Source organism: Stenotrophomonas lactitubi, from assembly GCF_002803515.1.
Lineage (GTDB): Bacteria > Pseudomonadota > Gammaproteobacteria > Xanthomonadales > Xanthomonadaceae > Stenotrophomonas > Stenotrophomonas lactitubi.
Genome location: NZ_PHQX01000001.1, coordinates 4,019,585 through 4,046,112 on the forward strand (window position 1 = coordinate 4,019,585; position 26,528 = coordinate 4,046,112).

General features: G+C 67.8%; 23 protein-coding genes and 1 pseudogene. 11 read left to right on the top strand and 13 right to left on the bottom strand.

Annotated elements, in window-relative coordinates; all coding sequences use genetic code 11:
• The first annotated feature begins 41 nt into the window (after positions 1–41).
• From CR156_RS18820 to CR156_RS18845, 6 genes are read left to right on the top strand one after another with little or no spacing between them, the layout of a single operon-like run.
• On the top strand, positions 42–731 hold the full coding sequence (locus tag CR156_RS18820) for an RDD family protein (protein ID WP_089237631.1): 690 nt from the start codon (positions 42–44) through the stop codon (positions 729–731).
• Positions 728–1,720, top strand: coding sequence for a stage II sporulation protein M (locus CR156_RS18825; protein WP_100553939.1), 993 nt, complete (start codon positions 728–730; stop codon positions 1,718–1,720). Before CR156_RS18820 ends, CR156_RS18825 begins: the two co-directional genes overlap by 4 nt.
• Positions 1,710–3,335, top strand: coding sequence for a DUF4129 domain-containing protein (locus tag CR156_RS18830; RefSeq protein WP_100553940.1), 1,626 nt, complete (start codon positions 1,710–1,712; stop codon positions 3,333–3,335). The genes CR156_RS18825 and CR156_RS18830 overlap by 11 nt, the downstream gene beginning before the upstream one ends.
• The gene (locus CR156_RS18835) at positions 3,332–4,516 is read left to right on the top strand and encodes a DUF4350 domain-containing protein (protein WP_100553941.1); all 1,185 of its coding nucleotides are present in this window, start codon (positions 3,332–3,334) and stop codon (positions 4,514–4,516) included. The genes CR156_RS18830 and CR156_RS18835 overlap by 4 nt, the downstream gene beginning before the upstream one ends.
• Positions 4,513–5,499 (top strand): AAA family ATPase, encoded by a 987-nt coding sequence (locus CR156_RS18840; protein WP_100553942.1) that lies wholly within the window; start codon positions 4,513–4,515, stop codon positions 5,497–5,499. Before CR156_RS18835 ends, CR156_RS18840 begins: the two co-directional genes overlap by 4 nt.
• Complete coding sequence (locus tag CR156_RS18845; RefSeq protein ID WP_100553943.1) at positions 5,496–6,794, top strand: DUF58 domain-containing protein; 1,299 nt, start codon at positions 5,496–5,498, stop codon at positions 6,792–6,794. The genes CR156_RS18840 and CR156_RS18845 overlap by 4 nt, the downstream gene beginning before the upstream one ends.
• A 142-nt stretch (positions 6,795–6,936) precedes the next feature.
• Here the strand turns inward: CR156_RS18845 and CR156_RS18850 are convergent, their stop codons facing one another.
• Together CR156_RS18850 and CR156_RS18855 are read right to left on the bottom strand one after the other, a co-directional pair.
• On the bottom strand, positions 6,937–8,115 hold the full coding sequence (locus CR156_RS18850; RefSeq protein WP_100553944.1) for a glutathionylspermidine synthase family protein: 1,179 nt from the start codon (positions 8,113–8,115) through the stop codon (positions 6,937–6,939).
• A gap of 7 nt (positions 8,116–8,122) precedes the next feature.
• A complete protein-coding gene (locus tag CR156_RS18855; protein WP_089237645.1) occupies positions 8,123–8,692 on the bottom strand; it encodes a DUF1190 domain-containing protein in 570 nt (189 codons plus the stop codon).
• Between the two features lie 498 nt (positions 8,693–9,190).
• On the opposite strand from CR156_RS18855, the gene ilvD reads away from it, so the two are divergent.
• Positions 9,191–11,029: a dihydroxy-acid dehydratase gene (gene ilvD, locus CR156_RS18865; RefSeq protein ID WP_100553946.1), complete on the top strand. Its 1,839-nt coding sequence runs from the start codon at positions 9,191–9,193 to the stop codon at positions 11,027–11,029.
• A 75-nt stretch (positions 11,030–11,104) separates the two neighbouring features.
• Here ilvD and dinG read toward each other — a convergent pair.
• From dinG to aroE, 3 genes and pseudogenes are all read right to left on the bottom strand, one after another.
• Positions 11,105–13,162, bottom strand: a pseudogene (gene dinG, locus CR156_RS18870) (ATP-dependent DNA helicase DinG); the annotation flags it as partial.
• Positions 13,163–13,359: 197 nt separating this feature from the next.
• Positions 13,360–13,710, bottom strand: coding sequence for a hypothetical protein (locus tag CR156_RS18875; RefSeq protein WP_100553948.1), 351 nt, complete (start codon positions 13,708–13,710; stop codon positions 13,360–13,362).
• A gap of 3 nt (positions 13,711–13,713) precedes the next feature.
• The gene (gene aroE / locus CR156_RS18880) at positions 13,714–14,559 is read right to left on the bottom strand and encodes a shikimate dehydrogenase (RefSeq protein ID WP_099819830.1); all 846 of its coding nucleotides are present in this window, start codon (positions 14,557–14,559) and stop codon (positions 13,714–13,716) included.
• Between the two features lie 48 nt (positions 14,560–14,607).
• Between aroE and CR156_RS18885 the strand changes: the two genes are divergently transcribed.
• Entirely contained in the window at positions 14,608–15,471 is an 864-nt protein-coding gene (locus CR156_RS18885) for a TolB family protein (RefSeq protein ID WP_100553949.1), read from the top strand.
• Between the two features lie 235 nt (positions 15,472–15,706).
• On the opposite strand, the gene CR156_RS18890 is transcribed toward CR156_RS18885, so the two are convergent.
• The 4 genes from CR156_RS18890 to CR156_RS18905 all read right to left on the bottom strand — a co-directional run bounded on the left by CR156_RS18890 (position 15,707) and on the right by CR156_RS18905 (position 18,309).
• Entirely contained in the window at positions 15,707–15,976 is a 270-nt protein-coding gene (locus CR156_RS18890; protein WP_100462057.1) for a gas vesicle protein GvpG, read from the bottom strand.
• A 33-nt stretch (positions 15,977–16,009) separates the two neighbouring features.
• The gene (gene hemB / locus CR156_RS18895; protein ID WP_100553950.1) at positions 16,010–16,999 is read right to left on the bottom strand and encodes a porphobilinogen synthase; all 990 of its coding nucleotides are present in this window, start codon (positions 16,997–16,999) and stop codon (positions 16,010–16,012) included.
• 19 nt (positions 17,000–17,018) lie between these two features.
• The gene (locus CR156_RS18900) at positions 17,019–17,936 is read right to left on the bottom strand and encodes a bestrophin family protein (RefSeq protein ID WP_100462056.1); all 918 of its coding nucleotides are present in this window, start codon (positions 17,934–17,936) and stop codon (positions 17,019–17,021) included.
• A 124-nt stretch (positions 17,937–18,060) separates the two neighbouring features.
• Complete coding sequence (locus CR156_RS18905) at positions 18,061–18,309, bottom strand: hypothetical protein (RefSeq protein ID WP_032952021.1); 249 nt, start codon at positions 18,307–18,309, stop codon at positions 18,061–18,063.
• Positions 18,310–18,491: 182 nt separating this feature from the next.
• Here CR156_RS18905 and CR156_RS18910 point away from each other — a divergent pair, with 182 nt between their 5' ends.
• On the top strand, positions 18,492–18,956 hold the full coding sequence (locus tag CR156_RS18910) for a hypothetical protein (protein WP_089237661.1): 465 nt from the start codon (positions 18,492–18,494) through the stop codon (positions 18,954–18,956).
• Between the two features lie 88 nt (positions 18,957–19,044).
• Here CR156_RS18910 and CR156_RS18915 read toward each other — a convergent pair whose 3' ends face one another.
• The 4 genes from CR156_RS18915 to CR156_RS18930 all read right to left on the bottom strand — a co-directional run bounded on the left by CR156_RS18915 (position 19,045) and on the right by CR156_RS18930 (position 24,537).
• Complete coding sequence (locus CR156_RS18915) at positions 19,045–20,847, bottom strand: DUF885 domain-containing protein (RefSeq protein WP_100553951.1); 1,803 nt, start codon at positions 20,845–20,847, stop codon at positions 19,045–19,047.
• A 76-nt stretch (positions 20,848–20,923) separates the two neighbouring features.
• A complete protein-coding gene (locus CR156_RS18920; protein WP_100553952.1) occupies positions 20,924–21,439 on the bottom strand; it encodes a cytochrome c oxidase assembly factor Coa1 family protein in 516 nt (171 codons plus the stop codon).
• A gap of 25 nt (positions 21,440–21,464) precedes the next feature.
• Positions 21,465–23,690, bottom strand: coding sequence for a S9 family peptidase (locus CR156_RS18925; RefSeq protein ID WP_100553953.1), 2,226 nt, complete (start codon positions 23,688–23,690; stop codon positions 21,465–21,467).
• Positions 23,691–23,847: 157 nt separating this feature from the next.
• Positions 23,848–24,537 (bottom strand): glutathione binding-like protein, encoded by a 690-nt coding sequence (locus CR156_RS18930; protein WP_100553954.1) that lies wholly within the window; start codon positions 24,535–24,537, stop codon positions 23,848–23,850.
• A 113-nt stretch (positions 24,538–24,650) separates the two neighbouring features.
• Here CR156_RS18930 and CR156_RS18935 point away from each other — a divergent pair, with 113 nt between their 5' ends.
• On the top strand, positions 24,651–25,280 hold the full coding sequence (locus CR156_RS18935) for a TIGR00645 family protein (RefSeq protein ID WP_100553955.1): 630 nt from the start codon (positions 24,651–24,653) through the stop codon (positions 25,278–25,280).
• Positions 25,281–25,480: 200 nt separating this feature from the next.
• Positions 25,481–26,488, top strand: coding sequence for an energy transducer TonB (locus CR156_RS18940; protein ID WP_100553956.1), 1,008 nt, complete (start codon positions 25,481–25,483; stop codon positions 26,486–26,488).
• Positions 26,489–26,528 lie beyond the last annotated feature (40 nt).

Sequence of the window (26,528 nt, forward strand, 5' to 3'; positions counted from 1 at the left end):
CGGAGAGGACTCCAGCGCCCACTTCGGCGGCCATCGCGCTGATGGCCGCGCCGATGCTCGATACCTACCGCGAGGTGGTAACGCCGGAAGGCGTGCCGCTGCAGTTGCCTGCGGCCGGACCGATGCCGCGCGCCCTGGCCTGGCTGATCGACCTGGCAGTCCGCTTCGGCGCGCTGACCGCGCTGTCCATTCCGCTGGCCCTGCTCGATGAGTTCGGCCGCGGCCTGTACATGGCGCTGATGTTCCTGCTGATGTGGGCCTACCCCATCGTCTGCGAAGCGCTGTGGGGCCGCACCCTCGGCAAACGTGTTCTTGGCCTGCGGGTGCTGGCACAGGATGGCGCACCGGTGGGCTGGATGGCTTCGATCACCCGCAACCTGCTGCGCACCGTGGACATGCTGCCCTTCGGCTACGCGCTGGGCCTGATCAGCAGCCTGTTCGATCCGCATGGCCGCCGCCTGGGCGATCTGGTTGCCGGCACGATGGTGGTGCATTCGCCACCGCACTACCTGCCGCCGCCGGCCACCATCGACAGCGTGCTGGCCCCGCCGCAACCGCTGCGGCCGGAGGAACAGGCGGCAGTGATGGCCTTCGCCGAGCGCGCGCCACGCCTGTCTCCCGCGCGCCAGCAGGAGCTGGCCGGCATCGCTGAGCCATTGACCAGTGCGTCCGGCCAGGTCGGCGTGCTGCGCCTGTATGCGATGGCCAACTGGTTGCTGGGTCGACGATGAAGCAGGAACAGTTCGTCGCCCGCCATCAACAGGAATGGCATGACCTGGAGCAGTGGCTGCAGCATCGCGCCGGTGCCTCGCGTCGGCGTCGGCGCAAGCCGGGTGCAGAGGAGGCCGGCGATGTCAGCTTCCCACAGCGCTACCGACGGCTGTGCCAGCAGCTGGCGCTGGCCCGCGAACGCGGCTACAGCCCGCAGCTGGTGCAGCGTCTGCAGCAGCTGATGCAGGACGGCCATGGCGTGCTGTACCGCACGCCACCCACCCGCTGGCGGCGCGCACTGGAATTCCTGGTCGCTGATTTCCCGCTGCTGGTACGCAGCCAGGCGCGCAGCATGTGGGCGGCGCTGGCGATGTTCGCGGTGCCCGCGCTGGCCTGCTTCGTGCTGGTGCAGGTGTACCCGGACAGCATCCACCTGCTGATGGACAACAGCCAGATCGCCGAGATGGAACGCATGTACGATCCATCCGCCGAGCGCCTGGGCCGCGACAGCGGCACCGACTGGATGATGTTCGGCTACTACATCATGAACAACATCGGCATCGCCCTGCGCACCTTCGCCAGCGGCCTGCTGGCCGGATTGGGCACGCTGCTGGTGCTGTTGTTCAACGGCACCACCATCGGCGCGGTGGCCGGCCATCTGCAGCACATCGGCCACGGTGGCCCGTTCTGGCGCTTCGTGGTCGGCCATGGTGCGTTCGAGCTGACCGCGATCGTGATCGCTGGCGGTGCCGGCCTGCAGCTGGGCATGAAACTGCTGGCGCCCGGGCGCCGCCGCCGTCTGGATGCGCTGGTTGAAGGGGGGCGCATCGGCGCGCGGCTGTGCCTGGGCGCGGCCTTCATGCTGCTGCTGGCAGCGTTCGTGGAAGCGTTCTGGTCGTCCATCGCCGAAATCCCGGCTGCAGTGAAGTTCAGCGTGGCCGGTGTGCTGTGGGCCGGCGTGCTGCTGTGGCTGTGGCGCGGTGGACGCGGAGGCAGCCATGCGGATTGACCACCTGGACGTGGTGCTGCGCGCGCGCAGCAGCTGGGAAGCAATGGAGCTGGGCACCGCGCTGACCCGCCGCCATGCACGCGGTGTGTGGGGCAGCTGGCTGCTGGCCAGTGCGCCGTTGTTCGTGCTGTTCAATGCGCTGGCCTGGTGGCTGGATGCCTTCGGCTGGGCCTGGCTGGCGATGTGGTGGTGCAAGCCCTTGTTCGAGCGCGCACCGCTGTACGTACTTTCGCGCGGCATCTTCGGCGAGCGGGTCGGTCCGCGCGCTGCACTGCGCGCGCAGCGGCAGTGGGGTGGCAGTGGCTTCTGGGGCTACCTGGGCTGGCGCCGCTTCAGCGGTCTGCGCAGCCTGTGCCTGCCGGTCAACCTGCTGGAGGGCAATGCGCCCGCACAGCGCGGCGCTCGCCGGCGAGCGGTCGCTGCCGGCGCCGCAGGCCCTGCACTGGTGCTGGCGATGATCTGCCTGGCCTTCGAGCTGGTGCTGGTGGTGGGCGCGATCGCAACCATCTTCATCTTCATTCCCCTGGAACTGCTGCCCGAATCCTGGCGCGCGGCGTGGGCGATGGTCAGCGTGGAAGCGCCTGCGTGGGCCAAGCTTGGCCTCAACCTGCTGTGCTGGCTGGCAGCGGCGCTGATCGGCCCGTTCTACGTGGGCGCCGGCTTCGGCCTGTACTTGAACCGGCGCACGCAGATGGAAGCGTGGGACGTGGAAATCGCCCTGCGCCGCCTGCGCGAACGCTTGCTGCCCATCGCCTCTTCGTTGGTGCTGCTGCTGTCCCTGGCGCTGCCGTTGGCGCCCGCGCACGCGCAGGACGCCGACACGCCGGACGCCGGGCAGACCGCCACGGCCAGCGCCGAGGAAGACGAAGACGCTGAAGAAGCCGAGGAAGCAGCCACTGCGGAAAACGATCCGGCCAATACACCGGCGGTGATCTTCGGCGACAAGGCGATGGATACCGCTGGCTTCCGCCAGGCCGTGAACCGCGCTTACGAAGATCCGTTGCAGCGGCCGACGCGGCAGGTCAGCCGATGGAAGCCGATCGAAGAAGCGGCCGAGAAGAAGAAAGACAAGAAGGATCTGCAGAAGGACAGCGGCAGCGACGCAGACCGCAAGGCGCGCAAGAGCGGCCAGCTGTGGCTGGCCCGGATCGCCGAATGGGGCCTGTGGGGGCTGCTGGGTGTCCTGCTGCTGGTGCTGCTGTTGACCGCGCGGCTGTGGCTGCCGTGGTTGCGCGGTTCCGGCCGCCGCAAAGAAAAGCAGGCACCGCAGGTCACTGAAGAACAGGTGGAAATGCCGGTGGTGCTGCCGCCGGATGTGGCGACCCAGGCCGGCCTGCTGTGGGACCAGGGACGACCGCGGCAGGCGCTGGCCCTGTTGTATCGCGCCAGCGTACGCACGCTGGTGGAGCGCACCGGCATCGCTTTGCCGCCTGGTGCGACCGAAGCACAGTGCCTGCGTGCCTCGCGGCGTCTGACCGACAGCACCGACCGTGAACTGTTCGCGCGCATCGTGCGCATGTGGCAGTACGCCGCCTACGGTGGGCGCCTGCCTGCCCGCAGCGATTTCGACGCGTTGGCCAGCACGTTGCGCCAGCAGTACGGGTGGCAGGCATGAATCCGCGCCTGTTCTGGTCATTGCTGCTGGGCGCGCTGGTCCTGTTCGGGGTACCGCTGACGATCCTTTTCCTGCGCACGCACGAAAAGGTGACCGAGACCGTCGTGCTGCCGCCGCAGGGCGAAGCGAGCTACAACCCGCTGTATGTGCTGGGCCAGGCCCTGCGCGCCGACGGCATCGAGGTGCAGTCCAGGCAGCGGTTGGACCTGGCACAGATGCCACTGGCCGCCACCGATACGCTGGTGCTGCTGCAGGACACCGCCGACATGCCGCCGCGCACTGCGCAGGCCCTGCTGGATTGGGTGGATACCGGTGGCCATCTGCTGCTGCGCACGCAACCTCCGGCCGAGGACGATGCCGGCAGCACGCAGGGGCCATTGCTGGACAGGATCGGCGTGGACAGCCTGTTCCATGGCAGCGACTGCCAGCCCTTCCACGTGGTCGATGATCCGAGCCACGTCGAGTTCTGCGGCGGCCGGCGCTTCAGCCTGGGCTTCCAGGCCAACGCCACGGCCGAGCGCCGGTGGGGCGGCAACGAAGGGCTGGTGTTCGCGCGCCTGCCGCACGGCAAGGGCCGCATCGACGTGCTGGCGGACATGGACGTCATGCGTGGTGAAGGACCGAACGCATCAACGCGCCGCCGCACAGTCGATGCCGTCGCCCGCGATGGCCTGCATGACCTCTCGCACCGCGACCTGACGCGCTACCTGCTCGATCCCAACTATGGGCGGGGCACGGTCTGGCTGGTGTACGGCAGTCGCCCGCCCTCGCTGGGCGCGCGCATCTTCTACCAGGGCTGGCCACTGTGGGTGCCGCTGCTGCTGGCGATCCTCGGCTGGCTGTGGTCGCGTGCGCAACGCTTCGGCAGTGCCCTGCCAGCACCGGTGATCGAGCGCCGTTCGCTGCTGGAACACGTCCGCGCCAGTGGCGAACTGCTGCTGCGCTTCGGCCATGGCGCGCGTCTTTACCAGGCCGTGCAGGCGCTGTTCCTGCATCGCCTGCGCCTGCGTGCACCCGTGGCTGCCGCGCTCGACGGTGCCGCGCGTGACCAGGCCATCGCCGCAGTGCTGCAATGGCCGGTCAGTCGTGTCACCAGCGCACTCACGCCGCCTTCGCCGCATGATTCCTCCGCCCTGCGCGAGCGCATCCGCTTGCTGCTCCAGATGAGATCCCTGCTATGACCGATGCCCCTGAACTTCCGGCGGCCGCCACCGCCCGCCTGATCGAACGCGTCGACGCCATCCGCCAGGCCGTCGGCCACGCCTTCATCGGCCAGGCCGATGTGCTTGACCAGATCCTGGTCGCCCTGCTGGCCGGTGGCCACGTGCTGATCGAAGGCGTGCCCGGCCTCGGCAAGACCCTGCTGGTGCGCGCGCTGGCGCAGGCGCTGGAACTGGACTATGGCCGCGTGCAGTTCACCCCCGACCTGATGCCCAGCGACGTCAGCGGGCATGCGGTGTACGACCCGAAGAGCGAGAGCTTCAAGATCCGCCGTGGCCCGGTGTTCACCAACCTGCTGCTGGCCGATGAAATCAACCGTGCCCCGGCCAAGACCCAGTCCGCGCTGCTGGAAGTGATGCAGGAGGGCCAGGTCACCATCGAAGGCAAGGCCTTCACCCTGGCGCCGCCGTTCATGGCGCTGGCCACGCAGAACCCGCTGGAACAGGAAGGCACCTATCCGCTGCCGGAAGCGCAGCTGGACCGTTTCCTGCTGAAGGTGCTGATCGACTATCCGCAGCTGGAAGACGAGAAGCGCATGGTCGCGGCGATCACCAGCGGCCGTGCCGCCAGCGATTTCGACCTGAGCCAGGTGCCCCGCGTACTCGGTGCCGGTGAACTGTTGGCGTTGCAGCAGGCCACCGCGGCGATCACCGTCGATGACGAAGTGATCGACTACGCGGTGCGCATCGTGGCCGCCACCCGGCAGTGGCCCGGCATCGCCGTTGGTGCCGGACCGCGCGGCAGCATCGCCCTGGTACGTGCCTCGCGCGCGCAGGCGGTGCTGGCCGCGCGTGATTTCGTCACCCCCGATGATGTCCGCGACATCGCCCGCCCTGCCCTGCGCCACCGCATTGCACTGGCACCAGAGCTGCAGATCGAAGGCCAGGATGCCGACGACGTACTGGGTGCGCTGCTGGCCAAGGTCGAAGCGCCGCGCCGATGAGGCCTGCGCCGCTGCTGCTGGCGTTGCTGTTGGCCTGGGCTGTGCTGGGTGGCGTGGTGCTGGGCGGCCCGCTGCCGCGCTGGAGCTGGGCGCTGGCCGGCGCATTGATTGCGGTGCTGGCACTGGTTGATCTGTGGCGACAACGGCGACGGCCGTCGCCCAGCGTCGAACGCGACGCGCCCGAAGCGCTGGCACTGGGCGTGCGTCGCGAGATCGGCCTGCGCCTGCATAGCGAACAGGCCATGCACGTGCATGTGTTCGATCTGGTGCCGGGCGGTTGGCCACTGGAATCAATGCCGCAGCGCGTGCAGTTGCGGGCCGGCCATGTCAGCTCGCTGCATTACCACGTGCAGCCGCAGCAGCGCGGCCGCTTTGCCTTCGAGGGTGTGCAGCTGCGCATCCGCTCGCCGTGGCGATTGTGGTGGCAGCAACGCACGCTGCCACCGGCGCTGGAGGTACGGGTCTATCCCAACTTCGTGCCGCTCACCCGCTTCGCACTGTTCAGTGCCGACCAGGCCTCACGCCTGGTGGGCGCCCATGTGAAACGGCGGCGTGGCGAGGGCACCGACTTCCACCAGATGCGCGAGTACCGCATCGGCGACAGCCTGCGCCAGCTCGACTGGAAGGCCACCGCACGCGCGCGCAAGCTGATCTCGCGCGAGTACCAGGACGAGAAGAACCAGCAGCTGCTGCTGATGCTCGACAGCGGCCGCCGCATGCTGGCCAGCGAAGGCGGGCTCTCGCATTTCGACCATGCCTTGAACGCCTCGCTGGTGGTGGCTTACCTGGCGCTGCGCCAGGGCGATGCCGCCGGCCTGTTCGCGGTGGGCGGCGAGCGCCGCTGGGTGGCGCCGCAGCGCGGCATGGGCACGGTGCAGCACCTGTTGCGCGCCAGCTACGACCTGCAGCCACAGGCCGTGGCCACCGATTACCTGGCCGCCGCCACCGAAGTATCACTGCGCCAGCGTCGACGCGCGCTGGTGATGCTGGTCAGCAACGTGCGCGATGAAGACATCGAAGACCTGCTTGCTGCCGTGCGCCTGCTGCAGCGCCGCCACCTGGTGTGCGTGGCCAGCCTGCGCGAGCGCGAGCTGGATGCCGCGCTGGAGGGCGAGGTGCATACGGTCGAGGATGCCGCGCAGGCCGGTGCCGCCGCGCTGTACCTGCAACAGCGCGCGCAGGCGCATGACGCGCTGCGTGCCGAACGGGTGATGGTGCTGGATGTGACCGCAGATGCGCTGCCCGCCGCGCTGGTGGAACGCTACCTGGCGGTGAAGCGCGAAGGGTTGCTCTGAGCGGTAGCGCCGTGGACACCGGGCATGGCCCGGCGCTACCGGCCCGTTGCTCTGGTAGTTGCCAACCTCGGTTGGCACACAATCAACGGCGCCGACCAAGGTCGGCATCTACCAACGGCGTTGCTGCACACCGGGGACGCCATCAGACGTAGATCCGCGTCGGCGCCTCATCAACGATCGCGTGCGGCACGAAGCGCGCGCTGTCGCGGGTGATCGCGCTGTCGTCTTCGCGGATGCCTATGCCGCAGGCGTGGTCGCCGATCACCCAGCTGCCGATCAGCGGGTAACCGCCTTCGAAGCGGGTGAGCGGGTGCGCACGCTGGAGGATGGCCGGACCGTCGTACGGGCCGTCGCTGCGCTGCGTGCTGCCGTCGGCCAGGTGCATCTCGATGTTGGCACCTTCGCGCGAGAACAACGGCTTGCGCACCCAACCCGAGGCCAGCGCGCTGCCGTCATCGAAATGTGCTTCCAGCAGGTTCGGATGCCCAACGTTGCGCTGCCACAGCAACGGCAGGATGCCCTTGTTGCTCAGCACCGCCTTCCACGCCGGTTCCAGCAGCTGCACGCCCGAGCCCGGCAGCGCGCGGCCGAATTCCTCGGCCATCAGGTCTTCCAGCGGGTACAGCTTGAACAGCGTGCCGATCACCGTATCGTCCAGCGCGGTGAAGCGCCCATCTTGGGACAGGCCGATATCCTCGATGGCGATCGCTTGCCCGTGCAGGCCCGTCTGCGAGGCGCAGTCGCGCAGGTAATCGACCGTACCGCGGTCTTCGTCCGAGCTGCCCACCGCACTGAAGTACAGCGGCGGCGGCAGCTGCGTGGCCAGTTCGCCGAAGCGTTCGACCAGGGCTTCATGGATCGCATTGAACTGGTCGGCATGCTGCGGCAGGCGGCCGGCATTGCGCTGGTCCTCCAGCCACTGCCACTGGAAGAAGCTGGCTTCGAACAGCGAGGTCGGCGTGTCGTAGTTCAGCTCGTACAGCTTGGCCGGGCCGGTGCCGTCGTAGGCCAGATCCAGGCGCCCGTACAGATGCGGCTGGCGCTGGCGCCAGCTGTCGGCGATCCAGTCGCGGTAATGCGCGGGGATCGCCAGCTGGTCCATCAGGCGCTCGCTGCCGATGACATCGCCAACCAGGTCCATCGCCATCGCATGCAGCTCGGCGCTGGGGTCTTCGATGTCCTGTTCGATCTGGCGCAGGGTGAACGCGTAATACGCGCTTTCATCCCAGTACGGCTGGCCTTCGATGGTGTGGAAGCGGAAACCGGCTTCCTCCGCGCGCGCCCGCCACTGGGCGCGCTCGGCAATACGGATACGTTGCATGGATTGATCAGCCGCCGACGCTGCTGCCGCTACGGCGCGCACTGGTGCTGCCGAAGCCGCTGCGGCTGGCGGTCACCGCACGGTTCGGTTCGCTGCTGACCGGGGCCAGCCCGGCCTTGCCCGCGCCGATGCCGCTGGCGGTGTTCAGGCCGCCGCTGCCACCCGGGGCAGGACGCGCCCAGCCGGCGCTCTTGTCCTGGTAGGCCGGCGCCGACGCCGGCGCCTGCGGGGCCAGGCCACCGCGGTTGCTCAGCATCTGCGACATGAAGAAGCCCATCATCATCGGGCCGATGAACGAGGTACCGGCCGAGGTGTGCTGCTGCACGCACTGCTCAGGCTTGTAGTCCTGTTGGCAGGCTTCCTTGGTCGCGTACTTCGGCGCTGCATCGGCGGACTTCTTCTGCGCCTCGGCAAATGCATTGCGGCAGGCAGAAGGATCGGCGGTAGCCGTGGTGCAGGCCTCCACCGAGGTATACAGGCCTTCCTGCACCTGCACCTGCTCTTCCTTCTGGCAGGCAGTGAACAGCAGCGGCGCAGCGCTCATCAGCAGCAGCGCGGTGGTGCGGGAACGTTTCATGGCCTCATGCCTTCAAGTCGGAACAATGCCCCATCATGCCAAATCCCGGCCAACAACCGGAATCGGCAAAGTGGGAAAGATGAACGATCTTTCATTTTCGTCGTTCTCTCCCTCGCGCCATCCACGCATGGCGTGGATACACGTGTCGACCAAGGTCGACACCTACCAACAGCAAGAATCGGGTCAGAGCCCACTGTGCAGCAACGGGATCCGACCCTGTCAGATCGCGGACAACTGTCGAAGGCGGGGTGGGTCCGGTGGCGGGGGTGTCCGCGGCATGGATGCCGCGGCCAAGCCCCCAAGGACGGGTTTACGGCGTCCCCCGCCACCGGACCCACCCCGCCATCCCACGGAATGCGCGCCGTTGCCGTTGCCGTTGATTCGGCAGGTGCAGGGCGCAGCCCTGCCGGACCACCACCGGTGGTTGCAGCAGCAACCGAAAAAATTGGCCATGATCAACCGACCCCCACGTCGTACGGCCCGCCCGTTCCGCCAGCCATGCCTGAATACCGCTCCCGCACCTCCACCGCCGGCCGCAACATGGCCGGCGCCCGCGCCCTGTGGCGTGCCACCGGCATGAAGGATGGCGACTTCCACAAGCCGATCATCGCCATCGCCAACTCCTTCACCCAGTTCGTGCCCGGTCACGTGCACCTGAAGGACCTTGGCCAGCTGGTTGCGCGCGAGATCGAACAGGTCGGCGGCGTCGCCAAGGAATTCAACACGATCGCCGTGGACGACGGCATCGCCATGGGCCACGACGGCATGCTGTACTCGCTGCCCAGCCGCGAGATCATCGCCGACTCGGTGGAGTACATGGTCAATGCGCACTGCGCCGATGCGCTGGTGTGCATCAGCAACTGCGACAAGATCACCCCGGGCATGCTGATGGCCGCACTGCGCCTGGACATTCCGGTGGTGTTCGTGTCCGGCGGACCGATGGAAGCCGGCAAGACCAAGCTGTCCGAGCACAAGCTGGACCTGGTTGATGCCATGGTCGTCGCCGCCGATGACAGCGCCTCGGATGAGAAGGTTGCCGAGTACGAGCGCAGCGCCTGCCCCACCTGTGGCTCGTGCTCGGGCATGTTCACCGCCAATTCGATGAACTGCCTGACCGAAGCGCTGGGCCTGTCGCTGCCCGGCAACGGTACCACCCTGGCCACGCATGCCGACCGCGAAGCGCTGTTCCGCCGCGCCGGCCGCCTGATCGTCGAGCTCTGCCACCGCTGGTATGGCGGCGAGGATCCGCGCGCACTGCCGCGTGGCATCGCCACCCAGGCCGCGTTCGCCAACGCGATGACCTTGGACATCGCCATGGGCGGGTCCACCAATACCATCCTGCATCTGCTGGCTGCCGCGCAGGAAGCGGAGGTCGACTTCGACCTGTCCCACATCGACGCACTGTCGCGGCGCGTGCCACAACTGTGCAAGGTGGCGCCGAACTCGCCCAAGTACCACGTCGAAGATGTGCATCGCGCCGGTGGTGTGTTCGGCATCCTCGGGGAGCTGGACCGCGCCGGGCTGCTGGATACCTCCGTGCCCACCGTGCACAGCGCCACGCTCGGCGAAGCACTGGATCGCTGGGACGTGATGCGCAGCGACAACGACACCCTGCACACGTTCTTCAAGGCCGGCCCGGCCGGCATTCCCACCCAGGAAGCCTTCAGCCAGGCCACACGCTGGCCGTCGCTGGATGTTGACCGCGCCGAAGGCTGCATCCGTGCGCTGGAGCATGCCTATTCGCAGGAAGGTGGGCTTGCCGTGCTGCGCGGCAACCTCGCCGTCGACGGCTGCGTGGTGAAGACTGCGGGCGTGGACGAATCGATCCACGTGTTCGAAGGCAATGCGCGCGTGTTCGAAAGCCAGGACGCGGCGGTGGCCGGCATCCTCGCCGATGAAGTGAAGCCCGGCGACGTGGTGGTGATCCGCTACGAAGGCCCGAAGGGTGGCCCGGGCATGCAGGAAATGCTGTATCCGACCAGTTACCTGAAGTCGAAGGGGCTGGGCAAGCAATGTGCGCTGCTGACCGATGGTCGTTTCTCCGGTGGCACCTCGGGCCTGTCGATCGGCCATGTCTCGCCGGAAGCGGCCAGCGGCGGTGTGATCGGGCTGGTGGAGGATGGCGACCGCATCCGCATCGACATCCCGGCGCGGCGCATCGACCTGCTGCTGGACGACGCCACGCTGGCCCAACGCCGCGCCGACGCCGATGCGCGTGGCTGGAAGCCGCGTGCACCGCGCCCGCGCAAGGTCACCAGCGCGCTGAAGGCCTACGCCCTACTTGCCACCAGCGCCGACAAGGGCGCCGTGCGCAACACCGCCCTGCTCGACGATTGACAGAAAAGGGGACGGAGGGAATTAAGTCGTAAGTGCCACAAACGACTTAATCCCCTCCGTCCCCTTTTAGGAGGGTCAGCCGATGGTGCGCTTGAACGGCGGCAGCGCGTCGATGATGCGCTTGCCGTAACGACGGGTCAGCAGACGCGAGTCGAGGATGATCACGCGCCCGGTGTCGGTGGAGGTGCGGATCAGGCGGCCGGCGAACTGGGTCAGCGTGCGCAACGCATGCGGAATCGCAATCAGGTTGAACGCATTGAGGCCACGTGCTTCCACCCACTCGCTCAGCGTGGCGGTCTGCGGATCGGTCGGCACCGCGAACGGTACCTGGGTGATCACCACCGTGGTGCAGGCCTCACCGGGAAGATCCAGGCCTTCGCCGAACGAGTTCAGCCCGAACAGCACCGAGCCCTCGCCGGCAGCCACCCGGCGCAGATGTTCGTCGATCATGCGCGTCTTCGACATCTCGCCCTGCACCAGCACCTGCTTGCGCTTGGCGGCCGGCATCAGGCCAGCCACCTTCTCCATCTTCCAGCGCGAGGTGAACAGCACCATCGAGCCCTTCGTCCAGTCCAGTTCCTTGCCGATGTAGCGCGCCACTTCACGCGGATGGCCTTCGCGGTCATCGGGCGTGACCGGGAACGGCGGCACGATCAGCTCGGCCTGGTTGGGCAGGTCGAACGGGGAGGACAGTGAGACCATCTCGGCGGTTTCGGGGATGCCGTTGTCGATCGCCAGCGCCTGGAAATCGCCGCCGCCGGTCAGCGTCGCCGAGGTCAGCACCACCGAATCCACTTCATCCCACAACAGCTTGCGCAGCACGTGCGCGGCCGACACCGGCGAGCCATGCAGCACCAGGTCGCCATCGCGGGTGGCGGTCACCCAGCGCGCCATCGGCGGCGCGCCTTCCTTGTCCTCGCGGCGCCAGACCTGCCACAGGTTGTACTGCTGCTCGATCATCTCCAGCGCCATGCCCAGGTTGCGCTGCAGGCGCTCGCGCGCCGGATCGTCCGGCTTGCCCTTGGCAACCTGCGCGGTGGCCGCATGCGCCCAGTTGTAGAGGCTGCGGGTATCGTCGGCCAGCGCCTCGATCGGCTCGCGCCAGGCCTCGGGCAGGCGCCCGTTGGCGGCGCGCCACATCGGTTCCTCATCGGCCGGCGCCGGCATCCACACCGCTTCCACGTGGTCGCGGAACATGCGCAGGCCCTTGGCCACGTTGCTGGCCGCGTCGATGGCTTCGTTCGGCAGCAGGTTGCCGAGGCGGTCCTTGTCGACCGCGCGGTAGGCGCCGGCGATCAGGATCTGCAGGCGGCCGGTGCGCTTGGCCATTTCATCCAACGCCAGGCTGGCCGCGCCCTGATCGATGGCCACATTGCCAACGTGGTGGCCTTCGTCGAGCACCAGCAGCATGTCCGACGGCGCGGCGATCATCGGCTGGCCGTTATCGCTGTCACCAATGGACAGCGCCGACAGCAGCAGCGCGTGGTTGGTGACCACGATCTGCGCGTCACGCACGGTGTTGCGCGAACGCAGCACCGCGCACTGCGCCGAGTACGCACAGCGCCGCCCCGCACAGCCCGAGGCCGGCGTGGTGATGCGCACGCGCAGGCCGGGGCTGATGGTTTCCGGTGCATTGTCGATGTCGCCGTCCCAGCTACCGTTGCTGAAGGCCACGGTGAGGCGCTTGGCGATGTCCATCTCGATCGGCGCCAGCGGCCGGTCGAACAGCGGTTGCTCATCCTCGAACATGCCGTTCTGCGCGCCCTCGCCATGCGCTTCGGCGGCGTTGCGCGTGCACAGGTAGCGGGTGCGGCCCTTGGCCAGGGCAACGGTCGCCTCCAGGCCGGTGGCCTTGAGGAAGTTCGGAATATCGCGCTCGACCAGCTGCGACTGCAGCGCCACGGTACCGGTGCTGATCACCAGCTTCTTCTTGCTGGCCAGCGCAATCGGCACGCCGGCGGTCAGGTAGCCCAGGCTCTTGCCAACGCCGGTCGGCGCCTCGACCACGCCCACGCCACCGCTGGTGGACAGCGCACGCGACACCACGCCGATCATCTGGCTCTGCGAGCGGCGGGTGGAGAAGCCGGGGGTATTGGCCTGCAGTGTCGTGTACGCCTTGCGGATCGCGTCCTTCAAGGTGTCATCGAGCTTGCGTGGAGCGGCGACGGTTTCGGTCACGCCAGAACTACCGTAGCGGGGTCAGGCCGGCCATTGTCGCATGGCCGGCCACGGGCTCCGAGGCGCGGGCGCTGAACAGGGTCAGCCGCGTCGCACGATGGCTGGATGAGCGCCCCGCAACGCCACCGGCGCTGCCACTGCCGCCATCGCGGTCAGGGCGTCGCAGTGCGCTGCCGCAGCAGCCGTACCAATGCCCAGACCAGCAGTACCGTGCCGACGGCATCGAGCATCGCCAGGCCGAAGTGGACCACGCCCAGCACGGTGCTCAGCTGCGAGATCGCACTGAAGTCACCCCGGCTGACCATCCACATCGGCACCAGGTTGGCCAGCAGGCTGCCCATGCTGGACCCCAGCAACAGCAGCAGGCCGGTCAGCGCGCCGGTGCGTGCCGGATCGCGCGGTGCGCCCATCACCCAGACCAGGCCGACGCACAGGGCGATCAGCACCGGCAGGCGCACGCCGACCATGGTCAGCAGGGAGACCATCAGAGCCTGGCTGTCCATCGATCAGTCCTGCCCAGCGAAGGCACCGGCACCGGCGCGCAGCTGCTGGTAGACCGCGTCGGTCTGAGGGCGTACGGCATGCCACTGCAGGAAGCTCTCCGCCGCCTGCTCGACCAGCATGCCCAGGCCATCGACCGTGTTGCGGCACTGCGCAGCGCGCGCCCAGGCCAGGAAGGCGATGGCAGCCTCGCCGTAGTTCAGGTCGACCGCCGTGGTCATCGAATTGACCAGCGACAGCGGCAGCTTGAACTCGGCGTCGCGATCGCGGCCGGCCGAAGTGGCGTTGAGGATCAGCTCGAAATCTCCGAGGTCGCGCAGATCGTCCCAGTAACGGCTGAGCGCGCGGCCCGGCTCGCCCATGGCATCGATCAGTTCGTCGGCGCGTTCCGGCGTGCGGTTGACCACCACCAGTTCGGTGATGCCGGCATCGAGCAGCGCCGGCGCGACGCTGCGCGCCGAACCACCGGCGCCCAGCAGCAGCACGCGGCGGCCGCGCAGGTCCAGGCCGTGGCGGTCGGTGAGGTCGCGCACCAGACCGATGCCATCGGTGGTGTCACCGTGCCAGCGGTCGCCCTTGCGCAGCAGAGTGTTGACCGAGCCGGCGCGGCGCGCGCGTGCGGTCAGCGTGGTGCACACGGAGAATGCCGCTTCCTTGTGCGGTGAGGTGACGTTGGCACCGACACCGCCCTCAGCGGCGAACACCTCCAGCCCGGCCAGGAAGGCGTCCGGGGCGAGATCGATGCTGCGGTAGTCGAGGGAGATGCCTTCCTGGCGACCGAACGCCGCATGGATCTGCGGCGACTTCGAGTGGGCGACGGGGTGTCCGAAGACGGCGTAACGATCGGTCATGGAATCCTCAAGCTGGCTAGACTGGTGCTCTTTCGTGCATGGACCTGGATGATGCGTATCGCCCCGACCCTGCTGGTGCTCGCCGCCAGTCTACTCTCTGCCCCGGTAGCGATGGCGTTGAACGAGTACGGCATCGAGGGCATGGGCGTGGTCTCCACCCGCGCCGATGAGGGCCGGGCCACGATCAGCGCCGATGGCCAGCGCATCGTCTTCGCCCGCCGTGGCGAGGCCGGCTGGGGACTGTGGCAGGCGCGCGTGCTCGACGGCCGCTGGCAGCAGGCGCAGGCCTTGCCGCTGGCAGTGACCGGCGAGGTGCGCGACCCGTATTTCAGCCGCGACGGCCGCTGGCTGCTGTTCGCCGCAGGCCGCGAGGGCCGGCTGGCGCTGTACCGGGCGGCGATCGCCGCCGATGGCGGCTTGGGCACCCCACAACCGTTGGCCGGCGATGGCGGTCGCCATGAGGAGCGCGGCCCGGCATTGAGCGCGGACGGGCGGCGGCTGCTGTTTGCCCGCCATCAGGGCCGCGGTGCCGGCTGGGACCTGTTTGTGGCCACGCTGGACGCGCAGGGCGCGCGCGGGCCGGCGACGGCGTTGCAGGCATTGAACAGCGCTGCCGATGAAACCGATGGGGACTGGCTGGGCATCGAGGGCGCCGTGGCCTTCAGCCGCGACAGCGGTGACGCCGCGCAGGTCTGGACCAGCGGTTGCGCGTGGACGGGCGCTGCGCTGCAGCCGTTGGGGTTGTCGTTCAACCAGGGAAGCGGCTGGACCGGCGCGCCGGTCGTCGACAACGCCAAGCCGGGCGAAATGATGGTGGCCAGCAGCGCGGCGAAGTCGCCACGCGCCGGTGGCGTGGATGTGTACCGGCTGGCAGTACCCAAGGTGGTGGCGGTGGCGGAGTGCGTGCGGTAGATCCACGCCATGCGTGGATGATCGTTTGGAAGGTGCCGACCGGCTCCCTCCGGTAGGTGCCGACCGCCCCCTCCGGTAGGTGCCGACCTTGGTCGGCACAGAAACAAAACCGCCAACCAAGGTTGGCGACTACCAGTAGATCCACGCCATGCGTGGATGTCGTCTTCTGACAGGTGCCGACCCTGGTCGGCACACCGGAGCGCCAACCAAGGTTGGCGACTACCAGAACATCAGCTCAGCGCGACAGCACCTTCGCGCGCTGCTGCTCGTATTCCACTTCGCTGAGCTGGCCGTTGTCCTTGCGCCGGTTCAGCGCGGCCAGTTCGGCCTGCACGCTCTCCGGCAGGGCCTGCTCGCGGGCAACCTGGGCGGCAGCGGAAAGCTGCTCGGGCGGGCGCCTGGCGGCACGCCAGGCAGCGACGAACACGCCGACGATGATGGCCCCGAACACCAGCGTACCAGTGCCCCAGATCAACCATTGCATCCAACCCATTTCAGGTCCCATCGCGTGTTCCTCCGTCTGTCGTGGGCGCTATTGTCAGCGCTCGCGCAGCCAGCGCGCCACCTGCGGCGCAAAATAGGTCAGCACGCCATCGGCGCCAGCGCGCTTGAAGCCCAGCAGCGATTCCAGCACGCAGGCGCGCTCGTCCAGCCAGCCGTTGGCGAACGCCGCCTTCATCATCGCGTACTCGCCGCTGACCTGGTAAGCGAAGGTCGGCACGCCGAAGGTCTCCTTCACCCGCCGCACCAGGTCCAGGTACGGCATGCCCGGCTTGACCATCACCATGTCCGCGCCCTCCTCCAGGTCCAGCGCGATCTCGCGCATCGCCTCGTCACCGTTGGCCGGGTCCATCTGGTAGGTCTTCTTGTCGGCCTTGCCGAGACTGGCTGCGCTGCCCACCGCGTCACGGAACGGGCCGTAGAACGCCGAAGCGTACTTGGCCGAGTACGCCATGATGCGCACGTTGAGATGGTGGTCGGCATCCAGCGCACGACGGATCGCACCGATACGGCCATCCATCATGTCCGAGGGCGAAATGATGTCCGCGCCCGCGTCGGCGTGCGACAGCGACTGCTTGACCAGCGCTTCGACGGTGATGTCGTTGAGCACGTAGCCCTTGTCATCGATGATGCCGTCCTGGCCGTGCGTGGTGTACGGATCCAGGGCAACGTCGGTCATCACCCCCAGCTCCGGGAAACGCGACTTCAGCGCGCGGATCGCACGCTGCGCCAGGCCGTCCTCGGCCCACGCCGCGGAGGCGTCCAGCGACTTCTGCGAGGCGTCCAGCACCGGGAACAGGTCGATCACCGGGATGCCGAGTTCCAGCGCTTCCTCGGCCACCTTCAGCAGTTCTTCGATCGACAGCCGCTCCACGCCGGGCATCGACGGCACCGCCACGCGGCCGGCCGGTTCGTGCACGAACACCGGATAGATCAGGTCGTCGGTGGTCAGCGTGTTCTCGCGCATCAGGCGGCGCGAGAATTCGTCATGGCGCATGCGCCGCGGGCGGTAATGGGGATGAGGCATGGCAGGCTCCGAGGAGTGGCTATTGCAACAGGTAGCCCTGCGGCAGCAGGGGTTCGGGCAACGGGCGTTCGCCGAGGGCATCGAGCTGGTCGATCTCGATGGTGCGCACCAGCGCGTCCAACGGCAGGTCGTTCGGCTCCAGGCCGAACGGGTCTTCCATTTCTTCACCCAGCTGGTCCAGGCCGAAGAAGGCATAGGCCAGCACCGCCGACAGCACCGGCGTGGCCCAGCCCAGCGAGCTGGCGAGGCCGAACGGCAGCAGCACGCAGAACATCCACGCGCAGCGGTGCAGCAGCAGGGTGTAGGCGAACGGCAGCGGGGTCGTGAGGATGCGCTCGCAGCCGGCCTGGATCGAGGACATCGCGTGCAGGCGCTCTTCCAGCTGGACGTAAAGAATGGAATCGAGCGTGCCTTCGCGACGGGCCTGGGCCAGTTCGGCGGCGATCATCGCCAGCAGCGCATCGGGCACGTTCTCGCGCTGGGCGAGCTGCCCGCGCTGTTCCTCGTCCAGCCATGGCACCGCGGCCAGCGCCACGTCGCGGGCACGCAGGCGCGCGGCCAGTGCATAGGCGAAAGCGGTGGTCAGGTAGCTGATGCGCTGGCGGCGTGGCGCATCGTCGGCCAGCAATACCTGTACCTGCCGCGCCAGCGAACGCGATTCGAACACCAGCTGGCCCCACAGCTTGCGGCCCTCCCACCAGCGGTCGTAGCAGGCGCTGTTGCGGAAGCTGAGGAAGATCGACAGGACCAGGCCGAGCAGGGTGAACGGGGTGACCGAGACGCGCTCGATGCCGACCGGCGGCGCCAGCTCCACCACCGCGGCGACCGCGATGGAGAGGGTGAGGATGGCCAGCACCTTCGGCGCGATCGCCGGGACGATGGAGCCACGCAGGATGTACAGCAGTTGCCAGCCGTGGGGACGGGAACGAATGATCATGGGAGCAGCCGCGCGGCGCGCGGTTCGACAGGCACGCGGGGGGCTCGCGCAGCCGCCCATTCTACTCCCTGCCCGGCCAGCGGCCGTGTCCCTGCGACGCCCTGTCGCACCGGCCGGGGCCGGCTCAGATCACGCCGCCACCCAGCCCCAGGCGCAGGATGCCGACCACCACCACGATGCCGTTCAGGATCAGCCCGGTCCAGGCCCGGCCGCGCTTGCTGGGGTGGGTGAACAGGATGCCGAGCGCGGCGATGATCGCGCCGACCGCAGCAAACGGGATCAGGAACCAGTTGCCCCAGCCCAGCAGCGGTATCAACGCCAGGATCATCCACAACAGGGCCAGTACGCCCCACAACAGACTGATCACACCCATAGCGCGCTCCCGTGGTTGTTCGTGCTCCCAACCATAGCCGTTCCCGGCAGCGCCGCCTACCGCCGTTGCCGTCAACCTCACCGGCGCCGTGCTAGCGTGCGGCCATGGGTCGAGCACCGATGTTGGCGCCGATTCAGAGTGCCCGGCTGATGATCCGAACCAGTCCTACAGGGGTATACGCCATGAACATCCGTTGGGTCGCCTTGGCGGCCATGCTGCTGACCGTTGCCGGTTGCGCCAGCACCTCCAAGGTCATGCTGGGCCGCGCCCGTGCGCCGATCGATCCGGCCCAGGTGCAGATCTATTCGACGCCGCCCGCCGGTTCGCAGGAAATTGCCCAGCTGGAGTCGTCTTCGGCGGTGGGCTTCGGCACGCAGGGCCAGACCGATGCCGCCGTGGCGCGCCTGAAGCGCGAAGCCGCTGCGCTCGGTGCCAACGGCGTGATCCTGATGGGCGTGGGCAGCAGTGGCTCACCGGTCGGCATGTCGGTGGGTGCCGGCAGTTACGGCTCACACGTGGGCGGTGGCGTGGGCATCGGCATACCGACCACGCAGAAACGCGCGGCCGGCGTGGCGATCTGGGTGCCGAACCCGGCGCCGCCGGCACGCCTGCCGACGCAGACGATCACCCCGCAACCGCAGCGGTGACCCGCACGGGTCACCGCGGGTAGCGCCGGGCCATGCCCGGCGTCTCTTCCCTTCCGCTGCGCTCGCCGGGCGTGGCCCGGCGCTACCGTTACTTCTTCTGGTATTTCGGCACGAACACCTGGTTCACCGCTTCGGCCAGCTGGTCCGGCGGCAACAGGCCCTGGTCGAGCAGGAAGTTGTTGAACGCCAGGCGGTCGAACTTCGCGCCCAGTGCCAGCTCGGTCTGCATGCGCAGTTCAAGGATGCGGGTATAGCCGTAGAAGTAGCTGCCCGCCTGGCCCGGCATGCGCACCATGTAGCGGTCCAGTTCCTGGGTGGCCATCGCCTTGGACAGACCCACCTGCTCGATCAGCACGCGTTCGCCGTTGGCACGGTCGGTCAGGCCGAGATTGAGCATTGGGTCGAGCATTGCGCGGGCGGCACGCAGCAGGCGGAACTGCAGCGCGATCATCTGCCCGTCCAGCGGTTCGTACGGCACCATCTCCGCTTCGGCGTACAGCGCCCAGCCTTCCACGTTCACCGAATTGAACGCGAACATCGTGCGCGCCAGCGACACGCCGCGCTCGACCATCGCGGTGAACTGCAGTTCGTGGCCCGGGCGGCCTTCATGCGCGCTCAGCGTCCAGGCCGCCGAACCGAAGTTGAAGTCGTCGTACTGCGCGCCCGCACCGGCCGCCGGGTTGCCCAGCGGCAGCACGAAGGTGCCCTGCTGCCCGGTGTTGTTGACCAGCGGCGCAGGCAGGAAATGCGGTGCCGGGCTGGCAGCGCTTTCGGCGGCCGAGCCCAGGCGCATCTGCATCGCACGCTGCGGTACATCGACAATGCGATGTTCGCGGATCAGCGGATCGATGGCATCGATCACCTTGCGGTAGTGGCCTTCAAGCTGGTCATCGGCGATCTTCTCGCTCTTCAGCGCGCGGATCACCGCCACCGGGTCGCTCGGATCACTGACCTTCAGGCCCTTATCTTTCGCCACCAGCGGTGCCAGCTGGCGCATCGCCGAGCGCGTTTCCATGAACTCCAGCTGCGCACGCTGCATCAGCAGCTTCGGGTCGATATCAATGCCGACCTGCTTGAGCTGATACGCGTACAGCGGGGCCGGCAGGCGCGCATCGGCACGTGCCTTCGGCAGCACCTCCTTGCGGGTCCATGCGGCGTACTCCTTCATCTGAGCGGCGAGCGCCTTCATCGCGTCGTCGACACCGGCGACCTGATACTTCTTCAGCAGTGACTCGATACCGGTGATGTAGGTCTCGACGTTGTCCAGCGACTGCTGCACTTCGATCTTCGTCGGCTGCAGCAGCGTGCTGTCCTTCAACCGCTCTTCGTAGCGCTGGCGGGCCAGCGTAGTGAACGCGGTGCCGCCCGGCTGCAGGCCCGCGTATGCCTTGAGGCGATCGACCGCCTTGGCCCGGCGCTCGGCCGGCACCTGGTCGGACAGCAGCAGGTTGAGGCCGCTGAACACGCTCTGCGGCGCATCCCGCCACGGCAGCAGGTACTTCTGGTTGAGTTCGCTGCCTTCGATGTACTGATTGGCGGCGGCGATCATGATCTCCAGGTCCTGGCGGACGTTGGGATCCTTCTCAGTGGCCAGTTTGGCCTTCAGTTCGTCGCGGGCCTTGGCCATCGCGGCGCGGTAGCGCTGGTCGTTGTCCGGGCCGAGGTCGGCGACCTTGTCGTCGTAGCCGGGCACGCCGAAGAAGCCGGTTTCCTCGGGCTGGAACGGGCCCTGGGCATCCAGCAGGATCTGCGCCAGCGCGTTGCTGCGCGCGACCCAGGCCGGGCTGGCCGGCGTAGAGGCCTTCGCGGCCGGTGCGGCCAGGGCCGGTGGGGCCGACAGCAGCGGGGCGGCGGTCAGGGCCAGGGCGATGGCAAGCGCGATCGGCTTCATGGAGCACTCCAGTACAGGGTTGCCCGCACCCTACGCGCTCATGGCGGTGGCGACAATCGGCCGGAGGTCACGCCCTCTACAGCGCGGCCGTCAGCGCACAGTCTCCGCGCGCGCGACAGGCCTGCAGTTCGCATTCGCCGGCCGCTTCGGCATCATCCAGCGCGCTCAGGTCGAAGGTCTGCTTGTCTTCGGCCAGCACGTACATCACCGGGTAATCCCACACGTCGTCGCTGCGGGTGCCCTTCACGAACAGGCGGCCGTGCGCATGCGGTCCTTCCAGCGCCACGGTCAGGCCGACATCGCGCTCGCCGTTGATGGCGGTCTGCATGCTGCCCAGCGGCAGTGTGCCGGCCTGCAGCGGCTCGCCGAACACCTGCACCAGTTCGACGCTGCAGCCGGCGCGACGCATCGCCTCGCGCATCGGCGCACTGTCATGCGCGGCCTGGGTCCAGCGCAGCACGCTCCAGGCGATGGCGCCGCCCAGCGCCGCCAGGAACAGCAGCACCGCCAACGGCATCGCCCAGCGCCAATGCCGGCACCACCAGCCGGAGGCCAGGTTGGAGGGAGCAGGAATCGGCGGCGGCAGGGTCATGGGCGGGCTCCTTCCCGGATGATGATCAAGGCTTCAGGCAACGTCCCAGGAAGGCTTCGGCAACGCGGTAGCGATGCAGTGCGTCGGCACCGGACAGGCCGTGCTTGGCACCCGGATAGGTCATCAGTTCAAACGGCTGGCCACGCTTCTGCAGCGCGCTCATCAGGCTGGTCGAATTGGTGAACAGCACGTTGTCGTCGGCCATGCCGTGGATCAGCAGCAGCGGCGAGCGCAGGCCCTCGATGTGGGTCAGCACGCGTGCTTCGCGGTAGCCGGCATCGTTGCGCGCCGGCAGGTCCATGTAGCGCTCGGTGTAGTGGCTGTCGTACAGGCCCCAATCGGTGACCGGTGCACCGGCCACACCGCAGGCGTAGCTGTCCGACGCCTTGGCCAGCAGCATCAGGGTCATGTAGCCGCCGTTGGACCAGCCCTGCACGCCGATGCGCGCCGGGTCCACCCACGGCTGCTGCTTCAACCACGCCACGCCACGCAGCTGGTCGGCTACTTCCACCGTACCCTGCTTGCCATACAGGGCGCCGCCGAAGTCACGGCCACGGCGTGGGGTGCCGCGGTTGTCCAGCGAGAACACCACATAGCCCTGCTGGGCCAGATACTGGTTGAACAGATGGTCGCCACGGCCGGGCCAGCTGTCGGTGACGGTCTGGCTGGCCGGGCCGCCATACACGTACACCGCCACCGGGTAGCGCTTGGCCGGATCGAAGCCGGCCGGCTTGATCACGCTGTAGTTCAGCGGCGTTTTGCCGTCGGCGGCAGTCAGCGTGCCGAATTCGACCGGGCGCTGCGCGTCGCGGTAGCGCGCGTAGGGATGCTTGGGATCGGCCAGATCGTTCTCGACCAGGGTGGCGATCTTCTCGCCATTGGCGCGGAACAGTTCGATCTGCGGCGGGGTGCTGTTGTTGGACCAGCTGTCGACGTACACGCTGGCGTTGCGCGCGAAACTGGCGCTGTGCATGCCGGGCGCCTTCGACAGGCGCTGCGGCTGGCCGCCCTGCAGCGGGACGGCGTAGATCTGGCTTTCGCGCGCCGATTCGATGCCGGCACGGAAATACGCCAGGCCGGCCTTTTCATCGACCGCCAGCAGTTCATCGACCGACCAGTTGCCGTGGGTCAGCGCGGTGGCCTTGCCCTTGCTGTCGATGCGGTACAGATGCTGGAAACCGGTGCGCTCGGAGGACCACAGGATGCTGCCGTCGTCGAGGAAACGCAGGCTGTTGTGCAGCGGCACCCAGGTCGGGCTGGTTTCATGGGCCAGCACACGCTGCTGGTTCGAGGCCAGGGTGACTTCCACCAGGTCCAGCTTCTTCTGGTCGCGCGACTGGCGCTGGAAACTCAGGTGCTGCGGATCGCGCCAGTCGACGCGGGCCAGGTAGATATCCTGCTCCTTGCCGAGGTCGATCCACTGCGTCTGCGCCTGTTCCGCCGGCGAGATCACGCCCAGCTTCACCTGCACGTTGGCATCGCCCGCGGCCGGGTAACGCTGTTCGATCACATCGGTGCGGTCGGCATAGACTTCGTAACGCTTCTGCACCGGCACCGGGCTTTCATCGATGCGGGCGTAGGCGATGGCCGAATCGTCCGGCGCCCACCAGTAGCCGGTATGGCGGTCCATCTCCTCGTCGGCGACGAATTCGGCGATACCGTTGCCGATGGTGGTGCTGCCATCAGCGGTCAGCTGCATCTGCCTGCCGCTGGCCAGGTCGATCACCCACAGGTTGCGGCCGCGGATGAAGCTGACGAAGCCGCCCTTGGGCGACAGCTTGGCGTCGGTGGCAAAGCCTTCGCCGTGGGTCAGCTGGCGCACTGCCGCCTTGCCTTCCTGCTTGAGGTCGTACAGGTACAGCTCGCCGCCCAGCGGGAACAGCAGGCGCTGCGCGTCCGGCGACCACTGGTAATCGACGATGCCGGTCATCGCAGCGATGCGCTGGCGCTCGCGGCGGGCCTTTTCTTCGTCACTGAGGGTTTCGGTACCCGGCAGCACCACCTTCGAGTCCACCAGCAGTCGGGTCTGACCGCTGCCGATGTCGTAGCTCCACAGGTCCAGCTGGTTGCGGTCGATGTCCTTGCCGCGCAGGAAGGTCACGCGCGAGCCGTCCGGCGCCACCTTCGGCTTCATCAGGGTCGGGCCGGACAACGGCAGTGGGCCGGTGATGGCTTCCAGAGTGAGTTTTTCAGCGTGGGCGACGGTACTGGTGGCGAGCATGAGGGCGAGCGAGGCGAACAGATGGCGCATGGAGGATCCCGGCAAACGGCAGGTCCGTCACCGCGGCGGGCGCGGGACGGTCAGCCTCCATCCTAACCAAGCCGGTGCGGGAAGACAGCATGACCTTCTGCCCATGATGTCTGCCCATGATGAGTGCCGACCAACGGTCGGCACTCACCGTGCCGGGTCAGCGCTTGCCGAACAGGTGCTTGCGCTCTTCGTCGCTGAGCGGCTTGCCAGCGTCCGGGTTCACCTGCGTGCGCAGCGCATAGGCGCGCTGGGTGGCCGGACGGGCGGCGATGGCCTGGTGCCAGCGCTTGAGGTTCGGGAACGCGTCGAAGTCGACCGGCAGCTTGTCGTAGGCGCCAACCCACGGGTAGCTGGCCATGTCGGCGATGGTGTAGTCCGCGCCGGCCAGGAAGGCGTGCTCGGCCAAGCGCTTGTCCATCACCCCGTGCAGGCGGCGCACTTCATTGTCGTAGCGCTCGATCGCGTACGGGATCTTCTCCGGCGCGTACACGTTGAAATGGCCCATCTGCCCGCTCATCGGGCCCAGCCCGGCCATCTGCCAGAACAGCCATTCCAGGGTGGTGACGCGGCCACGCGGATCGGCCGGCAGGAAGCGGCCGGTCTTCTCGGCCAGGTACAGCAGGATCGCGCCGGACTCGAACACGCTCTGCGGGGCGCCGCCGTCGGCCGGGGCGTGGTCAACGATGGCCGGCATCTTGTTGTTGGGGGAAATGGCCAGGAATTCCGGCTTGAACTGGTCGCCCGAGCCGATGTTGACCGGGTGGATGCGGTACTCCAGGCCAGCTTCTTCCAGCAGCAGGGTCACTTTGTGGCCGTTCGGGGTAGGCCAGTAATACAGGTCGATCATGGCGGCGGCTCTGGGGTACGGAAAGGAACCTGAAGTCTAGTGCGTGCGTTGGCTTGGCACCGTCATGGCGGGCCGGTAACCTCGCCTCTCCCCCGAAACGCAGCATCCTCCGCATGAGTGCAAACCGTCCGCTACTGTCCCCGCTGTCCAGCCTGATCTTCGCTACCCGCTGGCTGCAGCTGCCGCTGTACCTGGGTTTGATCGTTGCCCAGTGCGTTTACGTGTTCCTGTTCGGCAAGGAACTGTGGCACCTGATCTCGCACTCGGTGTCGATGGGCGAGCAGCAGATCATGCTGATCGTGCTGGGCCTGATCGACGTGGTGATGATCTCCAACCTGCTGGTGATGGTGATCGTCGGCGGCTATGAAACCTTCGTCTCGCGCCTGCGACTGGAGGGCCACCCGGACCAGCCGGAATGGCTGAGCCACGTCAACGCCAGCGTGCTGAAGGTGAAACTGGCGATGGCGATCATCGGCATCTCCTCGATCCACCTGTTGAAGACGTTCATTGCAGCCAGCCCGCTGAACGGCCTGCCGCTGTGCAAGCCGGAACAATGGGCGGCGGCGGCTTCGTCGGCATCGGCCAGCTTCTACAACGCCGGCCCCGATACCTGCACGACCCTGACCCCCGATGGCGTGCTGTGGCAGACCATCATCCACTGCGTGTTCATCCTGTCGGCGATCGGCATTGCCTGGACCGACAAGCTGATGTCCAACAGCCATAGCAAGGCTGCCGCGCACTGACGCCAACGCCGGTGGCGGCACGACTGCCGCCGCCGGCTCCGTTCCCGGCCCTTGTACGCATGGGTGGCCGGGATGCTAGATTGCACCCTCGCTGCAGGCGACGGTGACGCTGGGAAACGTCCCCCGCCACGCCCGGACCTTCGGTCCCGGCCATGCGTATCTACGTTTTTCGTAACGTCGTCTTCTTAGAGGGGAGCAGGATGTCGCACGTCGCAATGATCGCTGCCGCGCGCCGGTGGATGCCGGTCGCTCTGGCATTGGCCCTGGCTGCCTGCTCGGGCAAGGAAGAAACACCGGCTCCGGCCGCGCCGGCTGGCGCCGCCCCCGTCGCTGCGGCGCCAGCCGCACCGGCCGTGGCCGCCAAGGTGCAGTCGATGGGCACCGAACAGCTGCGCGAATCGGCCAGCCAGGCACTGCGCGAGAACCGCATGTACGCCCCGGCCGGCGACAACGCCATCGAGTATTACCTGGCACTGCGTGACAAGACGCCGGACGACGCCTCGGTGAAGAGCGCGCTGACCGACCTGCTGCCCTACACCCTGATCGCCGCCGAGCAGCACCTGGGCCGCGAAGATTTCGCCGAAGCGCAGCGGCTGGTCGCCCTGATCGAAAAGGTCGACGCCTCGGCTCCGGCCCTGCCGCGCCTGAAGGAAGGCCTGAGCAAGGGCGTGCAGGTTGCGGCCAAGCGCACCGAAGACGAGACCGAGAAGGTCAAGAAGGACGCTGAAGACCGCACCAAGCAGCTGGCCGAGCAGCAGCGCCTGACCGAACAGCGCGCCAAGGAAGCCGAGGCGGCCAAGCAGATTGCCGCGCAGCAGGATGTTGCCCGTCGTGACAGCGAGCGCCAGGAAGCCGAGCGCCAGGCCGCCGCCCGCCGCGATGCCGAGCAGAAGCAGCAGCAGGCCGCGGCGCAGCAGGCCAACGCCGCCCGCCAGGCAGCGACCGCCGCCGCGCCAAGCCTGCGCCCGGTCAGCACGCCGGCACCGCGTTACCCTGCCGACGCGCTGCGTTCGGGTACCTCCGGCGAAGTGCTGGTGGAAATCACCGTCGGCACCGACGGCTCGGTGACCAACGCGCGCGTTCTGCGCGCGACGCCCTCGCGCGTTTTCGATCGCGAAGCCCTCAACGCGGTCAAGCGCTGGCGTTTCGAGCCGGTCAATGCCCCGGTCACCACCCGCCGCACGCTGGTGTTCGCACCGGGCGGCTGAATTCTGTTTTTCGAAGTTCTTAGCAAGATTATGTACAAGG

Bases quoted from the DNA above. Each gene is read 5' to 3' on its own strand.
- hemB (WP_100553950.1), bottom strand. From the start codon at position 16,999: ATGCCTCATCCCCATTACCGCCCGCGGCGCATGCGCCATGACGAATTC.
- CR156_RS18830 (WP_100553940.1), top strand. From the start codon at position 1,710: ATGCGGATTGACCACCTGGACGTGGTGCTGCGCGCGCGCAGCAGCTGG.
- CR156_RS18845 (WP_100553943.1), top strand. From the start codon at position 5,496: ATGAGGCCTGCGCCGCTGCTGCTGGCGTTGCTGTTGGCCTGGGCTGTG.
- CR156_RS18940 (WP_100553956.1), top strand. From the start codon at position 25,481: ATGTCGCACGTCGCAATGATCGCTGCCGCGCGCCGGTGGATGCCGGTC.
- CR156_RS18875 (WP_100553948.1), bottom strand. From the start codon at position 13,710: ATGGACAGCCAGGCTCTGATGGTCTCCCTGCTGACCATGGTCGGCGTG.
- CR156_RS18915 (WP_100553951.1), bottom strand. From the start codon at position 20,847: ATGAAGCCGATCGCGCTTGCCATCGCCCTGGCCCTGACCGCCGCCCCG.
- CR156_RS18900 (WP_100462056.1), bottom strand. From the start codon at position 17,936: ATGATCATTCGTTCCCGTCCCCACGGCTGGCAACTGCTGTACATCCTG.
- CR156_RS18825 (WP_100553939.1), top strand. From the start codon at position 728: ATGAAGCAGGAACAGTTCGTCGCCCGCCATCAACAGGAATGGCATGAC.
- CR156_RS18920 (WP_100553952.1), bottom strand. From the start codon at position 21,439: ATGACCCTGCCGCCGCCGATTCCTGCTCCCTCCAACCTGGCCTCCGGC.
- CR156_RS18855 (WP_089237645.1), bottom strand. From the start codon at position 8,692: ATGAAACGTTCCCGCACCACCGCGCTGCTGCTGATGAGCGCTGCGCCG.
- CR156_RS18930 (WP_100553954.1), bottom strand. From the start codon at position 24,537: ATGATCGACCTGTATTACTGGCCTACCCCGAACGGCCACAAAGTGACC.
- CR156_RS18840 (WP_100553942.1), top strand. From the start codon at position 4,513: ATGACCGATGCCCCTGAACTTCCGGCGGCCGCCACCGCCCGCCTGATC.
- CR156_RS18905 (WP_032952021.1), bottom strand. From the start codon at position 18,309: ATGGGTGTGATCAGTCTGTTGTGGGGCGTACTGGCCCTGTTGTGGATG.
- CR156_RS18890 (WP_100462057.1), bottom strand. From the start codon at position 15,976: ATGGGACCTGAAATGGGTTGGATGCAATGGTTGATCTGGGGCACTGGT.
- CR156_RS18925 (WP_100553953.1), bottom strand. From the start codon at position 23,690: ATGCGCCATCTGTTCGCCTCGCTCGCCCTCATGCTCGCCACCAGTACC.
- CR156_RS18820 (WP_089237631.1), top strand. From the start codon at position 42: ATGGCCGCGCCGATGCTCGATACCTACCGCGAGGTGGTAACGCCGGAA.
- ilvD (WP_100553946.1), top strand. From the start codon at position 9,191: ATGCCTGAATACCGCTCCCGCACCTCCACCGCCGGCCGCAACATGGCC.
- CR156_RS18935 (WP_100553955.1), top strand. From the start codon at position 24,651: ATGAGTGCAAACCGTCCGCTACTGTCCCCGCTGTCCAGCCTGATCTTC.
- CR156_RS18850 (WP_100553944.1), bottom strand. From the start codon at position 8,115: ATGCAACGTATCCGTATTGCCGAGCGCGCCCAGTGGCGGGCGCGCGCG.
- CR156_RS18910 (WP_089237661.1), top strand. From the start codon at position 18,492: ATGAACATCCGTTGGGTCGCCTTGGCGGCCATGCTGCTGACCGTTGCC.
- aroE (WP_099819830.1), bottom strand. From the start codon at position 14,559: ATGACCGATCGTTACGCCGTCTTCGGACACCCCGTCGCCCACTCGAAG.
- CR156_RS18885 (WP_100553949.1), top strand. From the start codon at position 14,608: ATGATGCGTATCGCCCCGACCCTGCTGGTGCTCGCCGCCAGTCTACTC.
- CR156_RS18835 (WP_100553941.1), top strand. From the start codon at position 3,332: ATGAATCCGCGCCTGTTCTGGTCATTGCTGCTGGGCGCGCTGGTCCTG.